This window comes from Ideonella alba (assembly GCF_018069875.1).
Taxonomy (GTDB): Bacteria; Pseudomonadota; Gammaproteobacteria; order Burkholderiales; family Burkholderiaceae_C; genus Ideonella; species Ideonella alba.
Genome location: NZ_JAGQDF010000010.1, coordinates 1 through 22,875 on the forward strand (window position 1 = coordinate 1; position 22,875 = coordinate 22,875).

General features: G+C 68.6%; 4 protein-coding genes and 1 pseudogene. All 5 read right to left on the reverse strand.

Annotated elements, in window-relative coordinates:
• Positions 1-13,079: cadherin-like domain-containing protein (locus KAK07_RS16585; RefSeq protein ID WP_210861991.1), on the reverse strand; the 13,079-nt coding region annotated here is incomplete at its 3' end.
• 373 nt (positions 13,080-13,452) lie between these two features.
• Complete coding sequence (locus KAK07_RS25830; RefSeq protein ID WP_310740744.1) at positions 13,453-16,977, reverse strand: beta strand repeat-containing protein; 3,525 nt, start codon at positions 16,975-16,977, stop codon at positions 13,453-13,455.
• Entirely contained in the window at positions 16,917-20,036 is a 3,120-nt protein-coding gene (locus KAK07_RS25415; protein ID WP_310740745.1) for a cadherin-like domain-containing protein, read from the reverse strand. The genes KAK07_RS25830 and KAK07_RS25415 overlap by 61 nt, the downstream gene beginning before the upstream one ends.
• A pseudogene (locus KAK07_RS25635) lies at positions 20,025-21,191 on the reverse strand (Ig-like domain-containing protein); the annotation flags it as partial. The gene KAK07_RS25415 and the pseudogene KAK07_RS25635, both read right to left, overlap by 12 nt.
• Positions 21,074-22,705 (reverse strand): cadherin-like domain-containing protein, encoded by a 1,632-nt coding sequence (locus KAK07_RS16600; RefSeq protein WP_210861997.1) that lies wholly within the window; start codon positions 22,703-22,705, stop codon positions 21,074-21,076. The gene KAK07_RS16600 and the pseudogene KAK07_RS25635, both read right to left, overlap by 118 nt.
• Positions 22,706-22,875: the final 170 nt, after the last annotated feature.

The following is a 22,875-nucleotide window of genomic DNA, read 5'->3' on the forward strand; positions in this document are numbered from 1 at the left end:
TCGTTGACATCGATGATGTCCGGACCCAGGATCAGATTGGCCGTGTCGAAGCCGCCGTGGCCATCGGAGATGGTGTAGGTGGCGAGCGGGATCAGGCCGTTGTAGTCCTTGGCCGGGGTGAAGGTGAAGGTGCCATCGCCGCGCACGACCAGGGTGCCCACGGCGGTGCCGTCGGCCTTGGTGATGGTGGCGGTGTTGCCGGCCAGGAAGGTTTCGGCCACGCCGTCGCCGTTGGTGTCCACGGCGAACTCGGTGACGCTCAGGCTGTCGCCGTCGACGTCGCTGTCCGGGGTGCCATCGGTCAGCACGTTGCCGTTGACCGGGGTGTCCTCGGTGACGGCATAAGTGTTGTCGGTGGCGACCGGCGCGTCGTTGACCGCCTCGACGTTGATCGAGATGGTGCCCACGTCCGAGCCACCGAAGGTGTCGCTGACGGTGTAGTCGACCTTGATCGGGCCGCCGTTGTAGTTGGCGTTGGGGGTGAAGCTCAGGCTGCCATCGGCGTTGAAGGTCAGCGTGCCCTCAGGCAGGGTGATCACATCACCAGGCTGCACGTCCTGGCCGTTGATCTGCGTGATGTGCAGCGCGTCGCCCTCGGGGTCCGCATCGTTGGCCAGCGGCTTGAAGGTGACGGTCTGGTCCTCCTTCATGTCGACGATGTCGTCGGCCGCCACCGGCGCGGCGTTCGGGCCCACGGTGATGTGGGCCGTGCCCTGCACGGTGTCGTCGCCGTCGCTGACGGTGTAGGTGAAGTCCACCGGACCGACCACGCCAGGGGCGGGGTCGAAGGTCAGGCTGCCATCGGGGTTGAGCGTGACCGTGCCCAGCACCGCACCGGTGGCCGGGTCGGTCAGCGTGACCGGGTTGCCCAGGCTGATAGGCTGGCCCGCGACCTCGGTGATGGTCAGCGTGTCGCCATCGGCGTCCTTGGAGTCGGCCAGCGGGTTGACCGTCACCGGCACGTCGAAGGGCGTCTGCGCCGAGACGTCCACCGTGGTGGGCGCATCGTTCTGGCCCGTGACGGTGATCGTCAGCGTGGTGGTGCTGGTGTTGCCCGCCGCGTCCTTGATGGTGTAGCTGAAGATGTCCTGGCCGATCTCGCCGTCGTCCAGGCCCTGCGCCGCCGCATTGGGCGTGAAGGTGTACGAGCCGTCGGCCTTGAGCACCAGCGTGCCCCACTGGCTGACGATCGCCTGGCCCGCGCTGACCGTGGTGCCGTTGAAGCTCACCGTGGTCACGGTGAGGGTGTCGCCGTTGGGATCGGTGTCGTTGGCCAGCACGCCAGCGGCCTTGTCCACGCTGAGCGTGAGGTCCTCGCTGGTGGTGTTGGTGTCAGCCACCGCCGTGGGCGCCTGGTTGGCACCAATGGCCAGCGTGACCGTGCCCTCATCCGTCGCACCCGACGGATCCTTGACCGTGTAGGTCAGCTGCGGCACCGGACCGTTGTAGTCCTGGGCCGGGGTGAAGATCAGCGTGCCATCGGCGCGCAGCTCCACCGTGCCGATCGGCTCGCCCGCGGCATTGGTCAGCGCCACCACCGCACCCGGTGCGAAGCTCTCGGGCACGCCGTCGCCGTTGGTGTCGACCTTGAAGCCCGCCACCGTCAGCTTGTCGCCATCGACGTCGCTGTCGTTGCCCAGCACGTCGATCGAGCCCGAGCCGTTGGGCGCCACCGTCAGCGCATCGTCCGTGGCCACCGGCGCGTCGTTGACCGGGCGCACGTCCACATGCACGTTGGCCTGCACCGACTCCTTGCCATCGGTGGCGGTGTACTTGAAGTCCACCGGACCGTTGTAGTCCTTGTTGGGCGTGAAGGTCAGCGTGCCATCGGCATTGAGCGTGACGGTGCCATTGGTCACCGCCACCGAGCCGCCCACGCTGATGTTCTGGCCGTTGATCTGCGTGATCGTCAGCACATCGCCCGCATCCGGGTCGCTGTCGTTGTCCAGCACGCGGATGACCACCGACTGGTCCTCATCCGTCACCGCCGAGTCATCCACCAGGCGCGGCGAGTCCTGCAGCGGACGCACCGGGCCCAGGCTCAGCGTGGCGCTGTCGCTGCCACCGTTGCCATCGGTGATGGTGTAGGTCACCAGCGGCACATCGCCCGCATAGTCCTTGGCCGGCGTGAAGACGTAGCTGCCGTCCAGGTTGATCACCAGCGTGCCCACGCCGGCAATCGTCGCCGTCTGGCCCACCGTGAAGTCCTCGGCCACGCCGTCACCATTGGTGTCGACGCTGAAGCCCGTGACGCTCAGCGTGTCGCCGTCCACGTCGGTGTCGTTGACCAGCACATTGCCCGTGGCCTGCTGGTCCTCGAAGACCTGGTCGTTCTTGTCGTTGACCGCGTCAGGCGCGTCGTTGACCGCCTCGACGTTGATCGAGATGGTGCCCACGTCCGAGCCACCGAAGGTGTCGCTGACGGTGTAGTCGACCTTGATCGGGCCGCCGTTGTAGTTGGCGTTGGGGGTGAAGCTCAGGCTGCCATCGGCGTTGAAGGTCAGCGTGCCCTCAGGCAGGGTGATCACATCACCAGGCTGCACGTCCTGGCCGTTGATCTGCGTGATGTGCAGCGCGTCGCCCTCGGGGTCCGCATCGTTGGCCAGCGGCTTGAAGGTGACGGTCTGGTCCTCCTTCATGTCGACGATGTCGTCGGCCGCCACCGGCGCGGCGTTCGGGCCCACGGTGATGTGGGCCGTGCCCTGCACGGTGTCGTCGCCGTCGCTGACGGTGTAGGTGAAGTCCACCGGACCGACCACGCCAGGGGCGGGGTCGAAGGTCAGGCTGCCATCGGGGTTGAGCGTGACCGTGCCCAGCACCGCACCGGTGGCCGGGTCGGTCAGCGTGACCGGGTTGCCCAGGCTGATAGGCTGGCCCGCGACCTCGGTGATGGTCAGCGTGTCGCCATCGGCGTCCTTGGAGTCGGCCAGCGGGTTGACCGTCACCGGCACGTCGAAGGGCGTCTGCGCCGAGACGTCCACCGTGGTGGGCGCATCGTTCTGGCCCGTGACGGTGATCGTCAGCGTGGTGGTGCTGGTGTTGCCCGCCGCGTCCTTGATGGTGTAGCTGAAGATGTCCTGGCCGATCTCGCCGTCGTCCAGGCCCTGCGCCGCCGCATTGGGCGTGAAGGTGTACGAGCCGTCGGCCTTGAGCACCAGCGTGCCCCACTGGCTGACGATCGCCTGGCCCGCGCTGACCGTGGTGCCGTTGAAGCTCACCGTGGTCACGGTGAGGGTGTCGCCGTTGGGATCGGTGTCGTTGGCCAGCACGCCAGCGGCCTTGTCCACGCTGAGCGTGAGGTCCTCGCTGGTGGTGTTGGTGTCAGCCACCGCCGTGGGCGCCTGGTTGGCACCAATGGCCAGCGTGACCGTGCCCTCATCCGTCGCACCCGACGGATCCTTGACCGTGTAGGTCAGCTGCGGCACCGGACCGTTGTAGTCCTGGGCCGGGGTGAAGATCAGCGTGCCATCGGCGCGCAGCTCCACCGTGCCGATCGGCTCGCCCGCGGCATTGGTCAGCGCCACCACCGCACCCGGTGCGAAGCTCTCGGGCACGCCGTCGCCGTTGGTGTCGACCTTGAAGCCCGCCACCGTCAGCTTGTCGCCATCGACGTCGCTGTCGTTGCCCAGCACGTCGATCGAGCCCGAGCCGTTGGGCGCCACCGTCAGCGCATCGTCCGTGGCCACCGGCGCGTCGTTGACCGGGCGCACGTCCACATGCACGTTGGCCTGCACCGACTCCTTGCCATCGGTGGCGGTGTACTTGAAGTCCACCGGACCGTTGTAGTCCTTGTTGGGCGTGAAGGTCAGCGTGCCATCGGCATTGAGCGTGACGGTGCCATTGGTCACCGCCACCGAGCCGCCCACGCTGATGTTCTGGCCGTTGATCTGCGTGATCGTCAGCACATCGCCCGCATCCGGGTCGCTGTCGTTGTCCAGCACGCGGATGACCACCGACTGGTCCTCATCCGTCACCGCCGAGTCATCCACCAGGCGCGGCGAGTCCTGCAGCGGACGCACCGGGCCCAGGCTCAGCGTGGCGCTGTCGCTGCCACCGTTGCCATCGGTGATGGTGTAGGTCACCAGCGGCACATCGCCCGCATAGTCCTTGGCCGGCGTGAAGACGTAGCTGCCGTCCAGGTTGATCACCAGCGTGCCCACGCCGGCAATCGTCGCCGTCTGGCCCACCGTGAAGTCCTCGGCCACGCCGTCACCATTGGTGTCGACGCTGAAGCCCGTGACGCTCAGCGTGTCGCCGTCCACGTCGGTGTCGTTGACCAGCACGTTGCCCGTGGCCTGCTGGTCCTCGAAGACCTGGTCGTTCTTGTCGTTGACCGCGTCGGGCGCGTCGTTGACGGCGCGCACGTCGATGTTGACGGTGGCGGTGCTGGAGCCGCCGAACTCGTCGGACACGGTGTACTGGAAGGACACCGGGCCGTTGAAGTTGGCATTGGGCGTGAAGCTCAGGGTGCCGTCTGCGTTCAGCACCAGCGTGCCTTCCGGCAGCGTGACCGTGCCGCCAGGGACGATGTCCTGGCCGTTGATCTGGGTGATCTCCAGCGGGTCGTTCTCGGGGTCGCCGTCGTTGCTGCGCGGGTCGAAGGTGACCTTGGCGTCCTCGCTGCCCTGGACAACGTCGTTCTGGGCGATCGGCGGGGCGTTCAGGCCCACGGTGACGTGGACGTTGCCGGTGTCGGTGGCGGTGCCGTCCGACACGGTGTAGCTAAAGTCGACCGGGCCGTCGAAGCCAGGCACCGGGTCGAAGGTGACCGTGCCGTCGGCATTGAGCGTGACGGTGCCGATCGGCGCACCGGTGGCGTCCACCAGCTGCACCGACCCACCCGGGACGATCGGCTGGCCGTTGATCTCGGTGATGGTCAGGGTTTCGACATCGGCGTCGGTGTCGTTGCCCAGCAGATTGATGGTGACCGGCTGGTCGAAGGGCGTCGAGGCCGAGTCATCGACCGCCACCGGGGCGTCGTTCTGACCGGTGACGGTGATCGTCAGCGTGGTGGTCGAGCTGCGGCCCGACGGGTCGGTCACGGTGTAGCTGAAGACGTCGGCGCGGCTCTCGCCATCGTCCAGGCCTTGCGCGGCCGCGTTGGGCACGTAGGTGTAGGAACCGTCGGAGCGCAGCACCAGGGTACCCCAGGCACCGGCCAGCGGCTGGCCCACCGTGCCGGTGGTGCCGCCGAAGCTGACGCCGGAGACGCTCAGGCTGTCGCCGTCCGGATCGGTGTCGCGACCGGCGCCCAGGATGACGCCGTCGGCAGCCGACACATCGAGGCTGGTGTCCTCGTTGGTGGTGCCGGTGTCGGCCACGGCCACCGGCGCGTCGGGACGCGGCGTGACGGTGATGTTGACCGTGGCGGTGTCGGTGGCGCCGGACGGGTCAGCAATGGTGTAGGTGAAGCTGACCGGGCCGTTGTAGTTCGGCGCCGGGATGAAGGTGACGGTGCCGTCGGCGTTGAGCGTGACGGTGCCGTTGGACACGTTGACGGTCTGGCCCGGCAGGATGTCGACACCACCGATCTGGGTGATCCGCAGGGTGTCGCCATCCTTGTCGGTGTCGTTGCCCAGCAGGTTCAGCGTGACGGACTGGTCCTCGGCCACGCTGCCGGCGTCATTGACCGCATCGGGCGCGTCGTTGACCGGCTGCACATTGATCGTGACCTGGGCCACGTCGGTGCCGCCGAACGGGTCGGCCACGGTGTAGCTGAAGGTGACCGGGCCATTGAAGTCCGGGTTGGGCACGAAGTTCAGCGTGCCGTCCGGGTTCATCGTGATCGTGCCCTGGGGCAGCGTGATCGAGCCGCCCGGGGCGATGTCCACGCCGTTGATCTGGGTGATGTGCAGCGGGTCGCCTTCGGGCGAGCTGTCGTTGGCCAGCGGATTGAAGGCGTTGAGCGGCTGGTCCTCGTCGACGGTGAAGACATCGTCACCGGCGGTCGGCGGCGCGATGCCACCCACGGTGATCGACACGCGGCCGGTGTCGCTGGCGGTGCCGTCCGAGACGGTGTAGTCGAAGCTGACCAGGCCGGTGAAGCCGCGCACCGGGTCGAAGGTGACGGTGCCGTCGGCGTTGATCGTCAGCGTGCCCGACGCCAAGGTGATCACATCACCCGGCCTGACGTTCACGCCATTGATCTGGGTGACGCTCAGCGGCTCGTTGTCCGGATCGGTGTCGTTGGCGACCAGGTTCAGCGTGACGGGGGCGTCGAACGGCGTGCTGGCGGAGTCATCGACGGCCACCGGCGCGTCGTTCTTGCCGGTGACGGTGAGGGTCAGCGTGGCCGTGGCGGTGTTGCCCGCCGGGTCGATGATGGTGTAGCTGAAGACATCCGCCTGGCTCTCGCCATCGTCCAGACCTTGCGCGGCGGCGTTCGGGACGTAGGTGTAGGAGCCGTCGGCATTGAGCGTCAGCGTGCCCCAGGCGCCCGCGATGGGCTGACCCACGGTGCCGACCACGCCGCCGAAGGCGATGCCGGAGACGCTCAGGCTGTCGCCATTGGGGTCGGTGTCGGTGCCGGCACCCAGGATCACGCCATTGGCGGCGCTGACGGTGAGCGTGGTGTCCTCGTCGGTGGTGCCGACGTCGTCGGTGGCCACCGGCGGCAGGTTGGGGCCGATGTTGATGGTGACGGTGGCGGTGTCGGTGCTGCCCGACGGGTCCTGCACCGTGTACTCCAGCGTGACCGGGGCGGTCTGACCGGGCGCCGGCGTGAAGGCCAGCGTGCCGTCGGCGTTGAGCACCACGGTGCCGACCACCTTGCCGGTGCCGTCGGTCAGGTCGACCGGCACCCCGACGGTGACGGGCTGGCCGTTGATCTCGGTGATGGCCAGCGTGTCGCCGTCGACGTCGGTGTCGTTGCGCAGGACATCGATGTTGACGGTCTGGTTGGGCTCGACGGTGGCGGTGTCGTCATTGGCCACCGGCGGATCGTTCAGCGGCGTGACGTCGATGTGCACCGAGGCCACGTCGGTGCCGCCGAACGGGTCGGACACCGTGTAGCTGAAGTCGACCGGGCCGTTGAAGTCCGGGTTGGGCACGAAGCTCAGCGTGCCGTCGGCGTTCATCGTCACCGTGCCCTGGGGCAGGGTGACCGAGCCGCCGGGGACGATCGACTGGCCATTGATGGCCGTGATCGTCAGCGGGTCGCCCTCGGGCGTGGTGTCGTTGGCCAGCGGGTTGAAGCTGCTGAGCGGCTGGTCTTCGGGGGTGGTGAAGCTGTCGTTGACCGCGTCCGGCGCACCCAGCGTGCCGACATTGATCGTGACCTTGCCGATGTCGGAGGCGGTGCCGTCGGACAGCGTGTACTCGAAGCTGACCGGGCCGGTGAAGCCGCGCACCGGGTCGAAGCTGAGCGTGCCGTCGGCATTGAGCGTGACGGTGCCGATCGTCTTGCCGCTGCCATCGGTCAGCGTGACGGGCGTGCCGACGCTGACCGGCTGGCCATTGATCTGGGTGATCGACAGCGTCTCGCCGTCGACATCCTTGTCGTTGGCGAGCACGTTCAGCGTGATCGTGGTGTCGAAGGGCGTGCTGGCCGAGTCGTCCACGGCCACGGGGGCGTCGTTGCGGCCGGTGACGGTCAGGGTCAGCGTGGAGGTGGAGGTCAGGCCGCTCGGGTCGGTCACCGTGTAGGTGAAGACATCGAACTGGCTCTCGCCGTCGTCCAGCGCCTGCGCGGCCGCATTGGGCACGTAGGTGTAGGAGCCGTCGGCGTTGAGGGTCAGCGTGCCCCAGGCACCGGCCAGGGGCTGGCCCACGGTGCCGTTGGCGCCGCCGAAGGACACGGCGGACACACTGAGGGTGTCGCCGTCGACATCGGTGTCGCGGCCGGCGCCCAGGATGACGCCGTCAGCGGCGGACACCACCAGGCTGGTGTCTTCGTCGGTGCTGCCGGTGTCGGGCGCCGCCACCGGGGCGTCGGGCATCGGGCTGACGTTGACCGTCACCGAGGCGGTGTCGGTGGCGCCGAAGGGGTCGGCGACGGTGTAGGTGAAGCTGACCGGACCGGTGTAGTTCGGGGCCGGCGTGAAGGTGACGGTGCCGTCGGCATTGAGCGTGACGGTGCCGTTGGTCACGTTGACCGTCTGACCCGGCAGGATGTTGACGCCGTCGATCTGCGTGATGTGCAGCGCGTCACCGTCGATGTCTTCGTCGTTGCCCAGCAGGTTCAGCGTGATGGACGCGTCTTCCTCGGTGCTGGCGACGTCGTCGACAGCCAGCGGCGCATCATTGCGCGACGTGACATCCACGTGCACGCTGGCCTGGACCGGGGTCTGGCCGTCGGAGACGGTGTAGGTGAAGTCGACCGGGCCGACATAGTCGGCGGCGGGCGTGAAGGTCAGCGTGCCGTCGGCATTGAGCGTGACCGTGCCGTTGGCGACGGCCACGCTGCCACCGACGGTGATGGCCTGGCCGTTGACCTGGGTGATCGTGAGCGGGTCGCCGTCGGCGTCGCTGTCGTTGTCCAGCACGCGGATGACCACCGGGGTGTCCTCGGGGGTCAGGGCCGTGTCGTTGACCGCCGAGGGTGTGTCGCTGCGCGGCTCGACCGTCAGCGTCAGCGTGGCGCTGTCGGAGCCGCCCTGGCCGTCGGTGATGGTGTAGGTGGCCACCGGCACCGGTCCGTTGTAGTCACGGGCCGGCGCGAAGGTGTAGGAGCCATCGGCGTTGATCGTCAGCGTACCGACGCCCACGATCGTGGCGCTGGCGCCCGCGGCGAAGCTCTCCTGGACGCCGTCGCCGTTGGTGTCGATGGTGAAGCCGGTGACGCTGAGCGTGTCGCCGTCGACATCGCTGTCGGGCGTGCCGTCGGTCAGGACATTGCCGCTGGCGGGAATGTCTTCCAGCACCGTCGCCACATCGTCGGTGGCGACCGGGTTGTCATTGACCGGGTTGACGGTGATGTGGATGACCGCCGTGTCCGAACCGCCGAACTGGTCGCTGACGGTGTAGTTGACGTCGATCGGGCCGCCGTTGAAGTCCTTGTTCGGCGTGAAGCTGAGCGTGCCGTCGGCGTTGACGGTGATCACGCCCTGGGCGATGGTGATCTTGTCGCCGGGGGCGACGTTCACACCGTTGATCTGGGTGATCGTCAGCGCGTCGCCTTCGATGTCCGGGTCGTTGGAGCGCGGATCGAAGGTGACCGTGGTGTCTTCGTCCATGACGACGTTGTCGTCCTGGGCCACCGGCGGCGCATTCGGGCCGACGGTGACGGTGGCGTGGCCGGTGTCGGTGCCGCCCTGGCCGTCGCTGACCGTGTAGTCGAAGTCGACCGGGCCCTTGAAGCCTTCGACCGGGTCGAAGGTGAGGGTGCCGTCAGCACCCAGCGTGACGGTGCCGATCGGGTTGCCCAGGCCGTCAGTCAGCGTGACAGGCACGCCCACGGTGATGGGCTGGCCGTTGATCTCGGTGATCGTCAGCGGGTCGCCTTCGGGGTCGGTGGAGCCCGCCAGCGGGTCCAGCACGATCGGGGTGTCGAAGGGCGTGTTGCCGGACACGTCGCCGGCCGTCGGACCGTCGTTGACGCCGTTGATGGTGATCGTCAGCGTGGCCGTCGCGGTGTTGCCGGCGGCATCGACGATGGTGTAGCTGAAGACGTCCTGGGCGGTATCGCCCTGGCCCAGTGCGTCGGCGGCGGCGCTGGGGGTGAAGGTGTAGGAGCCGTCGGCGTTCAGCGTCAGCGTGCCCCAGGCGCCGGCCACGCTCTGGCCGGCGGTGGCGGTGGTGCCACCGAAGCTGAATTCCTTGACCAGCAGCGTGTCGCCATTGGGGTCGGTGTCGGTGCCGGCGCCCTGGATCACGCCATGGGCGGCGTCCACCACCAGCGGGGTGTCCTCATCGGTGGTGCCGACGTCATTGACGGCGGTGGGGCCGCGGTTCTCACCGATGGTGAAGACCACCGTGCCCTGGTCGCTCAGGCCGGCCGGATCTTCCACCGTGTAGGTGACCGGCGGCACCGGGCCGTTGTAGTCCTGGGCCGGACGGAACTCCAGCTTGCCGTCGGCGGTCAGCGTGACCGTGCCGACCACCGCGCCCGTGGCGGGGTCGACGATGTCCACGCTGTCGCCAGGCACGACATCCTGGCCATTGATCTGGGTGACCGTCAGCTCGCTGCGCGGGTTGTCCGGGTCGGTGTCGTTGGCCAGCACGTCGATCACGCCGACGCCGTTGGGCGCCACGGTCAGCGCATCGTCGGCGGCGACAGGCGCGTCGTTCACCGGCGTCACGTCGACGTGCACCTGGGCCGTGACGGGGGTGTTGCCGTCACTGACGGTGTAGCTGAAATCGACCGGGCCGGTGTAGTCCTTGGCCGGGGTGAAGACCAGCTTGCCGCCCTGCAGCGTGACGGTGCCGTTGGTCACCGCGACCGACTGACCCTCGGTGATCGCCTGGCCGTTGACCTCGGTGATCGTCAGCGAGTCGCCCGAGTCCGGGTCACGGTCATTGGCCAGCACATCGATGACGATGGCGGTGTCTTCCGGGGTGCTGGCGCTGTCGTTGACGGCGCGGGGCGAATCGTCCACCGGGGCGACCGGACCGAGCAGGACGTTGGCGCTGTCCGTGCCGCCATGGCCGTCGCTGATCGTGTAGGTGACCTGCGGCACCGGGCCGTTGTAGTTCAGGGCCGGGGTGAAGGTGAAGCTGCCGTCGGCATTGATGCGCAGCGAACCGATCGCGCCGCCGCTGGCGTCGCGGATCACGGCGGTGGCGCCGGCCGCGAAACTCTCGGCGACGCCGTCGCCGTTGGTGTCGACGGTGAAGCCGGTCACGCTGAGCGTGTCGCCGTCGACGTCGCTGTCGGGCGTGCCGTCGGTCAGCACGTTGCCGGAGAGCGGCGTGTCTTCCAGCACCGGGTACAGGTTGTCGGTGGCGACCGGCGGGTCATTCACGTCGATGATGTCCGGACCCAGGATCAGCGAGGCGGTGTCGGTGCCGCCCTTGCCGTCATCGATCGTGTAGGTGACGGGCGGAATGACGCCGTCGTAGTCCTTGGCCGGCGTGAAGGTGAAGCTGCCATCGGCGTTGATGATTAGCGTGCCGATGCCCGGGATGGTGGCGGTCTGGCCCGGCTGGAAGACTTCCGGCGTGCCGTCGCCATTGGTGTCGACCGCAAAGGACTTGACAACCAGCTTGTCGCCGTCGACGTCGGTGTCGTTGGTCAGCACGTTGCCGCTGACCGGGGTGTCCTCGGTGACGGGGACGATGTCGTCCACCGCATCCGGGGCGTCGTTGACGTCGATGATGTCCGGACCCAGGATCAGGCTGGCGGTGTCGGTGCCGCCGTTGCCGTCGTCGATGGTGTAGGTGATCGGCGGGATGGTGCCGTTGTAGTCCTTCACCGGCGTGAAGGTGAAGCTGCCGTCCTCGTTGATGACCAGCGTGCCAACGCCCGGAATCGTGGCCGTCTCGCCCGGCAGGAAGACTTCGGGCGTGCCGTCGCCATCGACGTCGACCGAGAACTCCTTGACCACGATCGGGTCGCCGTCGACGTCGGTGTCGTTGGTCAGCACGTTGCCGCTGACCGGGGTGTCCTCGGTGACGGGGAAGATGTCATCCACCGCGTCCGGGTTGTCGTTGACGTCGATGATGTCCGGACCCAGGATCAGGCTGGCGGTGTCGGTGCCGCCCTGGCCGTCGTCGATGGTGTAGGTGATGGGCGGAATCGTGCCGTCGAAGTCCTTCACCGGCGTGAAGGTGAAGCTGCCGTCCTCATTGATGATCAGCGTGCCGACGCCAGGGATGGTGGCGGTCTGGCCGGGCTGGAAGACCTCGGGCGTGCCGTCGCCATTGGTGTCGACCGCGAATTCCTTGACGACGATCGGGTCGCCATCGGTGTCCGAGTCGTTGGTCAGCACGTTGCCGCTGACCGGCGTGTCCTCGGTGACGGCGAAGGTGTCGTCCACTGCCGTCGGGTTGTCGTTGACCGGGTCGACCACGATGTCGACCACGGCGATCGCGGTGCCGCCGTTGCCGTCGTCAACGATGACGGTGAAGCTGTCGTCACCGTTGTAGTTGGGGTCGGGCGTGTAGGTCCAGGTGCCGTCTTCGTTGACGGTCACCGTGCCGTGGGTGGGCGGTTCATCGAGCGTGAAGGTGAGCGTGTCGCCGTCGACGTCGGTGCCCTTGATCGTGCCGCTGACCGGGGTGTCTTCGGGGGTGCTGGTCTCGTAGTGGCCGGTCGTGGGGTCGAAGCCGCCGTCGACGTCGGGCACCACGTCGCCGTTCGGGTCGATCACCGTGCCGGGAATCGGCAGGTCATTGACCGGGGTGACGGTGATGGTGATGGTCGAGGTGGCGGTGTTGCCCTGCTCGTCGACCACCACGTAGGGGATGCTGATCTGGCCGTTGAAGTTGGGCAGCGGCGTGAAGCTCAGCGTGCCATCCGGGTTCAGCGTGATCGTGCCCTGGGGGATGGTGACGGGCGTGCCCACCGCGATCGGCTGGCCGCCCACCGAGGTGATGGTCAGCGGCGAGCCGCCGGCGCCACTGTCGTTGCCGCGCGGGTCGAAGGAGACCGAGCCGTCCTCGGCGACGCTGACCACATCGGGCACGGCATCGGCGGCGGCGTTGTCGGGCAGTTGCTCCTCGTCCTGGCGGACGATGCCCTCACCCTGGATGGTGCCCAGCGACAGGCTGGCCGGGTTGACCGACTCGCTGATCCGCTCCACGCGCAGGCCTTCGCCCAGCGGGGTGGCGTCGATCGCTGCCGGCGCGGTGTCGTCCTTGCCTTCCTCGATCTTGCCGATGACCCGTTCGGCTTCCGAGCCGCCGCGCGAGCCCTCGATCTGGATGATGCCTTCCTGGGAGGTCAGGACCACGTCGCCCTTCTTGATGACGTCGCCCGCCTTCAGGGGGCGCACGCTGCCGTCCTCGGTGCGCAGCAGGGCCTCACCCCAGACGGCAATGACCTTGCCCGCCAGCTTGCGGTTGGCCACGTAGCCCTTCTCGATTGCGGCCTGGATGGCGGCATCGCGCCCCAGCTTGGCAGCGGCAGGCGCCCCGAAAGCGACCTGGGTCAGCTTGACAGCGGCGGTCGGATGGGCGGCGGGCTTGGCGTTGTGGGGCATGACGAGGCTCCAGATACAGATTTCGCGGTGCGGCGAGCATAGAGGCGCGACGCGTCTTGGAGGCGGTCAAGGCCGTCTCCGACGTGACCGAAGTCACCGTTCTGGCCAATGTAACCGCTGATAAGCGACGCCTTACCCCGGCTGTTCCCGGCTTATCCCTAGTTTGCAGATCAGTTCTGACGTAACAAATGATCGGTCATGATTTCGCAGTGGAAGAACATAAAGCCAAGTTATAGGCAAAGCATTCGCCTAGTAAGAATGAATGGCCGGCGTGCTAGGCGCCTGTTTGCAGCGCTTGCGGCCACCGGATCGCCCAAGAAAAGGGGCCTCCCGGTCGGGAGGCCCCTGCGCTGATCAGCCGGTGGCGTGGCGATCAGTTGCCGCTGTCGACGATCAGCTTGCTGCGGTTGAGCATTTCCTGGATCACCTGGCTGTCGGTGGCGCTGGCGCCCAGGCCCAGGTCGGTGCGCAGGTTCACGCTGTTCAGCGTGATCGTCTGGTCGGTCGCGGCCGGGTCGTAGACCCCGCCGGCGAACCCGCCGGTCGAGCTGATGTGGATGATCGTGGTGCCCGGCGTGCTGGTGGTGTCGATGTCCAGGTAGTTCTGCAGGTTGTTGCTGGTGCCGGCCACCCACTCGCCCACCAGCAGGTCGCGCAGGTCCAGGATGTCACCCCCGGCGCTGGCGGCGGCCGCGTTGAAGCCATTGATGGTGTCCGTTGCGCCAGCACCACGGTCGGCCAGGGTCCAGGCAAAGGTGTCCGCACCGGCGTCGCCGGCCAGGATGTCATTGCCGCTGCCGCCCCACAGCGTGTCGGCGCCGTCTCCGCCCATCAGCGAGTCATTGCCGGTGCCGCCATCGAGCACGTCGTTGCCGGCGCCGCCGCTCTGGGTGTCGTTGCCGTCACTGCCCACGAAGCGGTCGGCCCCGGTGGTGCCGGTCTGGTTGTTGGCGGCGGTGGTGCCGAACAGGGTGTTCAGGTTCTCGCCGCCGATGTCGACGTCGTTCAGCGTGTTCACCACGTTCAGCGACAGCGTCTGCGAGGCTGAACTGGCCGTGGAGCCGTTGGCGCCCTCGGTCGCAGTGGCCACCACGCCGATGTCCAGGTGCCCGCTGACGCTGGTGGGCAGACGCAGTTCGGCGCTGTCCAGCTCCGAGGCTGCGATCGTGATCTTGCCGTCGGCGCCCACGGTGTGCGTGCCGGTGCTGCTGACGATCACCGAGCCGGTGGCCAGGCCGGAGAAGGTGTAGGTCAGCGACTCGGAGCCGTCGGTGTCGACCAGGTGACCGCTGACATGGCTGGACAGGTCGACCGCGGTGTAGCTGCCGCCGTTGCCCTTGACCACGCCGCTGCCCAGGCTGGTCAGCGACACGTCATCGATGAAGGCACCGCGTCCGGCGTCGTTGAAGGCGCTGGCATCGGTGCGGATGGTCAGCGTGTGGTCGCCGCCATCGCCCTCGAAGCGGAACTTCAGGTTCTTCCAGTCGATGTAGCCCATCGGGCTGGTGGCGCTGTACTGGGCCACCAGCTTGCCGTCCAGGTAGACCCCGAAGGTGGTGTAGGCACCGTCGAAGCCCGGCCGACCGGCGTAGTCGAAGGACAGCTCGTAGACCGCCCCCGCGGTGGTGCTGACCGTGCGCGTGATTCCCAGCGTCTGCACCAGCGAGGTGGCGTTGTTCAGCTCCAGGAAGTCATCGCCATTGCCTGCGGCGGCCACCACGGTGTTGTAGCTGCCGTCCTGGCGTTGCTGGCTGTCCTGGTTGGTCCACACCTCGAAGGCATTGGTGCCGCCCGCGGTCGGGTCCGGATTGTCCAGGCGCGTCCAGCCTTCGAAGGGCGTCACCAGGTTGGCGGTGCTGGTGTTGTCGTTGTTGACGTTGGCTTCCCAGCTGTTGGTGAAGACCACGGCCGGCGCGCCCGCCGGCGAGGTGACCGCCAGCACCGGCGTGTCGGCCTCCGCCTGCACACTCAGGTTCAGGTGGGCCACGGCGCTGTCGCCCGAAGGGTTGGTGGCCACATAGGTCACATCGGGCACGGTGCCGCTCCAGTTGCCTGCGGGCACGAAGGTGTACAGGCCCTTGCTGTCGATCGTCAGGGTGCCGACGCCGGCAATGGTGGCCGTCTCGCCGGCATGGAAGCTGCCCAGGCCGGCCACCGAGAAGCCGGTCACCGTGAGGTCGGCGCCCTGGGTGTCGTTGGCCAACGTGTTGCCGGACAGGCGGCTGGCGTCCTCGACGGTGGCGCCGCTGTCGTCCCGCAGCTGGACCACCGAGTCCAGGCCCGGGGCCACCGCGCTGGCGCTGCCTTGGGCGCTGCTGGCGCCGTCCACCACCGTGCCGACCACGGTCACGCTGACCGGGGCCTGCACCGAGGTGGGCACGGTCATCGTCAGACCGCTGATCGTCACGCCATGGGTCACCGGGTCGATCGCGACCTGGTAGCTGCCGCTGCCGGTCAGCGGCAGCGTCCAGGTGCCGTCGCCGTTGTCGGTGCCGGCCGACAGCGTCACGCCGGTGGGCACGCGCAGCAGCACCGAGCTGACGTTCTCGGAGTGGTCGATGTCGGTCGGCGTGACGCTCAGGCTGACCGGGTAGCTGCCGGCGGTGGTGTAGCTGATCGAGTGGATCAGATAGTCGTCGACCGAACTGCCGCCATCCGACGGTCCGGGGGCGGTGAACTCGATGCGGCTGAAGGGCTGGCCGCCGTCGGCCGTGATCTTGAAGGTCGGATCGACGATGTCGGTCTGGCCGCCGATCAGGCCGGTGCCCACCACATGGCCCTGGGCATCGTAGAGGGTGTAGCGGGCCTTCTCGGTGCTGTGCAGGAAGGCCAGCGTGACGGACGCGTCGGAGATGGCCTGGTCGAAGCTGACCACCAGCCTTTCAGAGGCGCCACCGACGTTGTCGATTTCCTCGTTGTCGCCGCCGCTGACGCCGAAGCCCTGCACCCCGTTGCGGTTGCCGAAGCTGCTGACGGTGCTGGCGCTGCCATCCACCGCGAAGGCCTGGACACTGAAGCCCTGGCCGGTGCTGGTGGCGTTGCTGACGTTGATCAGCGTGGACGTCAGCGTGGGCTCGCCCACCGTCAGGCTGACCAGCGGCGTGTCGGCCACGGGTGTGACGTTGAGGGTCAGCGTGCCGGTGTCCGAGCCACCATGGCCGTCACTGACGGTGTAGGTGGCCACTGGCACCGGACCGCTGTAGTCGGCAGCCGGGCTGAAGCTGTAGCCGCCGGTGGCGTCGATGCGCAGCGTGCCAACGCCGTTGATGGTGGCGGTGCTGCCCGCCGCAAAGCTCTCGGCCACGCCGTCGCCATTGGTGTCCACACGGAAGCTGGCCACCGACAAGGTGTCGCCGTCGATGTCGCTGTCGGGCGTGCCGCCGGAGAGGACGTTGCCGCTCAGTGCCTGGTCCTCCGGGGTGGTGCCGCTGTCATCGTTGGCCACCGGGGCGTCATTGACGTCGATGATGTCCGGACCCAGGGTCAGCTGGGCGGTGGCGGTGCCGCCGTGGCCGTCGCTGATGGTGTAGGTGGCGCCGGGGATCGTGCCGTTGTAGTTGGCCAGCGGGGTGAAGGTGAAGGTGCCGTTGGCGTTGACCACCAGCGTGCCGACACCGCTGATCGAGGCGGTGGTGCCGGCGGCGAAGCTCTCGGCCACGCCGTCGCCGTTGGTGTCGATGGCGAAGCTGGTGACTGTGAGGCTGTCACCGTCGACGTCGCTGTCGGGCACACCGTCGGTCAGCACATTGCCGCTGCGCGGCGTGTCCTCGGTGACGCTGTAGCTGTTGTGGGTGGCCACCGGGGCGTCGTTGACGTCGATGATGTCCGGACCCAGGGTCAGCTGGGCGGTGGCGGTGCCGCCGTGGCCGTCGCTGATGGTGTAGGTGGCGCCGGGGATCGTGCCGTTGTCAGCACGTTGCCGCTGCGCGGCGTGTCCTCGGTGACGCTGTAGCTGTTGTGGGTGGCGACCGGGGCGTCGTTGACCGGGTCCACGGTGATGGCCACCGTGGCCGTGTCGGAGCCGCCGTAGGTGTCACTGACGGTGTACTGCACATTGACCGGGCCGCCGTGGTAGTTGGCGTTGGGCGTGAAGCTCAGCGTGCCATCGGCGTTCACCGTCAGACGGCCCTCGGTCAGGACCACCACATCGCCGGGCGACACATCGCGGCCGTTGATCTGGGTGATCGTCAGCGCGTCGCTTTCGCGGTCGGTGTCGTTGGAGCGCGGATCGACGGTCACCGTGGTGTCCTCGGCCATGCGCACCACATCGTTCAGGGCGCTGGGCGCTTCGTTCGGGCCGACGGTGATGTGGGCGGTGCCATGCACGCCGGTGGTGCCGTCACTGACGGTGTACTGGAAGTCCACCGGGCCCGCGAAGCCGGGCACCGGGTCGAAGGTCAGCGTGCCATCGGCATTCAGCGTGACCGTGCCGATCGTGGCGCCGGTGGTGGCGTCGATCAGCGTCAGCGGCACGCCCACCTGCACCGCGTGGCCATCAATCTGGGTGATGGCCAGCGGGTCGCCATCCGGGTCGCTGGAGCCGGCCAGGGGGTTGACGGTGACGGGGGTGTCGAAGGGCGTGGTGTCGCTGACGTCGATCGTGGCCGGCGCGTCATTGGCGCCGTTGATCGTGATCGTCAGGGTGGCGGTGGCGGTGTTGCCGGCGGCGTCGACGATGGTGTAGCTGAACAGGTCCTGGCGGCTCTCGCCGTCGTCCAGCGCCTGCGCGGCGGCGTTGGGCTGGAAGCTGTAGCTGCCATCGGCGCGCAGCGTCAGGCTGCCCCATTGGCCGGCCAGGGCCTGGCCGACCGTGCCGCCGGCACCCCCGAAGGCCACGCCGCTGACCTGCAGGGTGTCGCCCTCGGGGTCGCTGTCATTGCCCAGCACGTTGCCGCTGACGGCGGTGTCCTCGCTGGTCGATTGGGTATCGGCCTGCGCAGTGGGGGCGCTGTTGGGGCCGATGCGGAAATCCACCCGGCCCACATCGGTGGCGCCCGACGGGTCGCTCACCGTGTAGCTGAGGGACGGCACCGGGCCGTTGTAGTCGTGCGCCGGGGCGAACTCCACCCGGCCGTCCAGGCTCAGCACGGTGACCGTGCCCACCACCTGGCCGGTGCCTGGATCGACCAGGCTGATCACACTGCCCACCGTGACCGGCTGGCCATTGAGCTGGGTCAGCGTCAGCGCGTCACCGTCGACGTCGCTGTCGTTGGCGATCAGGTCGATCGAACCACGGCCATTGGGCGCCACGGTCAGCGCATCGTCCACGGCCACCGGGGCGTCGTTGACCGGCGTGACGTTGACGTCGACCCGCGCGTCCACCGGCGTGTGGCCGTCGGTGACGGTGTAGCTGAAGCTGACGGGGCCGTGGTAGTTGGCCTCGGGCGTGAAGCGCAGCTCGCCGCCGACCAGGGTGACCGAGCCATGGGCCACGCTGACCGAGCTGCCTTCGCTGATCGCCAGGCCGTTGACGTGGGTGATGCTCATCGCATCGCCATCCGGGTCGCGGTCGTTGGCCAGCACGTCGATCGTGATCGGCGTGTCCTCGGGCGTGGTGGCGCTGTCGTTGACCGCACGCGGTGAATCATCGACCGGGCGCACCGGGCCCAGGCTGAGTGTGGCGCTGTCCTGGCCGCCGTGGCCGTCGCTGATGGTGTAGCCCACCACAGGCACCGGACCGCTGTAGTCGGCAGCCGGCGTGAAGACATAGCCGCCATCGGCATCCAGGCGCAGCGTGCCGACGCCGGCGATGGTCGCCGTCTGGCCCGGCGTGAAGGCCTCGGCCACGCCATCGCCGTTGGTGTCCACCGTGAAGCCGGTGACGCTGAGCGCGTCACCGTCCACATCGCTGTCATTGACCAGCACATTGCCGCTGGCCTGGCGGTCCTCCCAGACCTGGTCGTTGGCGTCATCCAGCGCCACCGGCGGGTCGTTGACCGGCGCCACGGTGATGCGGATGGTGGCGGTGTCGGAGCCGCCGAACTGGTCGCTGACGGTGTAGCCCACGCTGATCGGGCCACCGTGGTAGTTGGCGTTGGGTGTGAAGCTGAGGGTGCCGTCGGCGTTCACGCTGATCGTGCCCTCGGCGATCGGCACACGGTCGCCCGGCTGGACGTCGCGGCCGTTGATCTGGGTGATCGTCAGCGCATCGCCTTCCACATCGGGGTCGTTGGCCCGCGGGTCGAAGGTGACGGTGGTGTCCTCGTTCATCGAGACCACGTCATCACGCGCATCCGGCGGCGTGTTCGGACCCACCGTGATGTGGGCATGGCCAGTGTCGCTGGCGCCCTGCGGGTCGGCCACGGTGTAGTCGAAGTCCAGCGGACCGGTGAATCCGGGCACCGGGTCCACCGTCAGGCGACCATCGGCGCCCAGCGTGACCGTGGCGATCGTGTGGCCCAGGCTGTCGTTCAGCGTGACGGGCACGCCCACGCTCACCGGGTGGCCATCCACCGCGGTGATGTGCAGCGGATCGCCTTCGGGGTCACTCGAGCTGGCGACCGGGTCGACGGTGATCGGCTGGTCGAAGGGCGTGACGCCGCTGACATCGCCGGCCACCGGGCCATCGTTGACGCCATTCACCGTGATGGTCAGCGTCGCGGTGTCGGTGTTGCCGGCGGCGTCGACGATGGTGTAGGTGAAGGTGTCCTGCGCGGTGTCGCCGCTGCCCAGGGCCTGGGCGGCGGCGTTGGGGGTGAAGGTGTAGGAGCCGTCGGCGCGCAGTGTCAGCGTGCCCCAGTCACCGGCCACGCTCTGGCCGGGTGCAGCGGTGCTGCCGCCCACGCCGAAGCCCTGCACGGTCAGCGTGTCGTGGTCGGGGTCGCTGTCGGCGCCCAGGCCCTGGATGACACCATGGACCGCGTCTGCCACCAGCGGGCTGTCCTCGGTGGTGCTGCCGGTGTCATCCACGGCGCTGGGGCCGCGGTTCACGCCGATACTGAACTGCACCGTGCCCACATCCTGCAGGCCACCCGGGTCCTGCACGGTGTAGGTCACCGGCGGCACCGGCCCGTTGTAGTCCTGGGCCGGACGGAATTCGAGCTGGCCGTCGGCGGTCAGGCCGACGGTGCCGACCACGGTGCCGGCGGCATCCGTCAGCGTGATGCGGTCGCCCGCCACCACGTCCTGGCCGTTGATCTGGGTGACCTTCAGCTCGGACAGGCTGTTGTCGGGGTCGCTGTCATTGGCGAGAACATTGATCTGGCCAACGCCGTTCGGCGCCACGGTCAGGGCATCGTCCACCGCCACCGGGGCGTCGTTGACAGGGGTGACGTCCACATGCACCTGGGCTGGCACCTCGGTGCGGCCGTCGCTGACGCTGTAGCTGAAGTCCACCGGACCGACATAGTCCTTGGCCGGCGTGAAGACCAGCTGACCACCACTGAGCGTCACGCTGCCATGCGCGACCGCCACGCTCTGGCCTTCGGCGATCGACTGGCCATCGACGCGGGTGATGGTCAGCGTGTCGCCGGCATCCGGATCGGCGTCGTTGCTCAGCACGTTGATCGTGATCGGCGTGTCTTCAGGCGTGCTGGTGCTGTCGTCGACCGCGCGGGGCGAGTCGTCCACCGGCCGCACCGGGCCCAGCAGCACGCTGGCGCTGTCGGTGCCGCCGTGGCCGTCGCTGATGGCGTAGGTGACGGTCGGCACCGGGCCGTTGTAGTTGGTGGCCGGGTTGAAGTCGAAGCTGCCGTCGGGACGGATCTGCAGTGTGCCGATCGCCTGACCCGACGCGTCCACCAGGGTGGCGGTCTGGCCGGCGGCGAAGGACTCGGCCACGCCGTCGCCGTTCACATCAACACTGAAACCGGTCACGCTGAGCGCGTCGCCGTCGCGGTCGCTGTCGGGCGTGCCGTCGTTCAGCACGTTGCCGCTGATCGGGGTGTCCTCGATCACCGCATAGCTGTTGTCGGTGGCCAGCGGGTTGTCATTGACCGGATCGACGGTGATGTCCACCGTGGCGATGGCGGTGCCGCCGTGGCCGTCATCGACGATCACGGTGAAGCTGTCGCCGCCGTTGTAGTCGGGCCCGGGGGTGTAGGTCCAGGTGCCATCGGTGTGCACGACCACGCTGCCGTGGGTGGGCGCGTCGTCCAGGCGGAAGGTGAGGGTGTCGCCGTCCTTGTCCGAGCCCTTGACCTGGCCGCTGACGGGCGTGTCCTCGGGCGTGCGCTCGGCGTAGTGGCCGGTGGCTCGTTGACCGGGTCGACGGTGATGTCCACCGTGGCGATGGCGGTGCCGCCGTGGCCGTCGTCGACGATCACGGTGAAGCTGTCGCCTCCGTTGTAGTCGGGCCCGGGGGTGTAGGTCCAGGTGCCGTCGGCGTGCACGACCACGCTGCCGTGGGTGGGTGCATCGTCCAGGCGGAAGGTGAGGGCGTCACCGTCCTTGTCCGAGCCCTTGACCTGGCCGCTGACGGGCGTGTCCTCGGGCGTGCGCTCGGCGTAGTGGCCGGTGGCGGGGTCGTAGCTGGGGTCGGGGTCCGGACCCACCTGCGGCGGGTCGTTGACCGGGTCGACGGTGATGTCCACCGTGGCGATGGCGGTGCCGCCGTGGCCGTCGTCGACGATCACGGTGAACGAGTCGTGACCGTTGTAGTCGGCGCCCGGCGTGTAGGTCCAGGTGCCATCGGGCTTGACGACGACGCTGCCGTGGGTAGGCGCATCGTCGAGCCGGAAGCTCAGCGTGTCGCCGTCGACATCGGTGGCCTTGACCTGGCCGGCCACCGGGGTGTCTTCCGGCGTGCGGGCGCTGTAGTGGCCGGTGTCGGGGTCGACGTTGGGGTCGGTGACCGGGGTGCCGTCATCGCCAGGCTGGGTGCCGGGCACGGGCGGGTCGTTGACCGGTGTGACCGTGATCGTGATCGTCGAGCCGATGGTCTGGCCCTGGTCATCGACCACGGTGTAGGGCACGGTGATCTGACCGTGGAAGTCGGGCGCCGGCTTGAAACTCAGCGTCCCGTCGGGGTTCAGCGACAGCGTGCCCTGCGGCAGCACCAGCGGGTTGCCCACGCTGATCGGCTGGCCGCCCACCGTGGTCACGGTGAGCACGCCGCCCTGGGTGCCGGTGTCGTTGACGCGCGGGTCGAAGCTGACCGAGCCGTCTTCTGCCACGCTGACCGAGTCCGGCGCCGCCGCAGCCGCCGCCAGGTCGGGCCCCTTTTCCTCGTCGCGCACGGTGATGGTGGGGCTGCTCAGCGGGCTCAGTTCCAGCCCGGCCGGGGTCACCGATTCGGCCACGCGGTCGACCCGCAGGCCGGCCTGCAGCGCATCGCCATCGCCCGCCGCGGGGTTGCTGTCCGGGTCGCCGGTCTCCAGGGCCTTGATCGCCTTGTCGGCGTTGCCTGCAGACGCCTTGGCGGCGGCGGCATGGGTGGCGGCGCGCGCGGCCGGCAGATCGGCCTTGGCGATCACGTCCACCGTCTTGGCGGCCCGCCCCGGGGCCTCATGCGTCCGGGCAGCGGCTTCGCCGCCCGGTGCGGCGCCGGCCGCGGCGGCCTGCACCGGCGTGGCCAGCTTGGCCGGCAGCGGGGCGCCCAGGGCGACCTGGATCGCCTTGTGGACGACCGCGGACGACTTCAGGGCGTGGACGGGGGTGGGGGCGGCGGGCTTGGCGTTGTCGGGCATGAGCGGGGCTCCAGGGTCGGTGGACGCCAGCGGCCGAGGGTGATCGGCGCGCCGGACGCGCGTGGCGTGATCCAGCCGGCTCGCCGAAGCGATCCGACCGACCAGGCCGATCCGAGACCGTGGAGCAGGGCGGCTCAGCCGCCGACGCGTGTGCGTCGGCAGACCAAGTC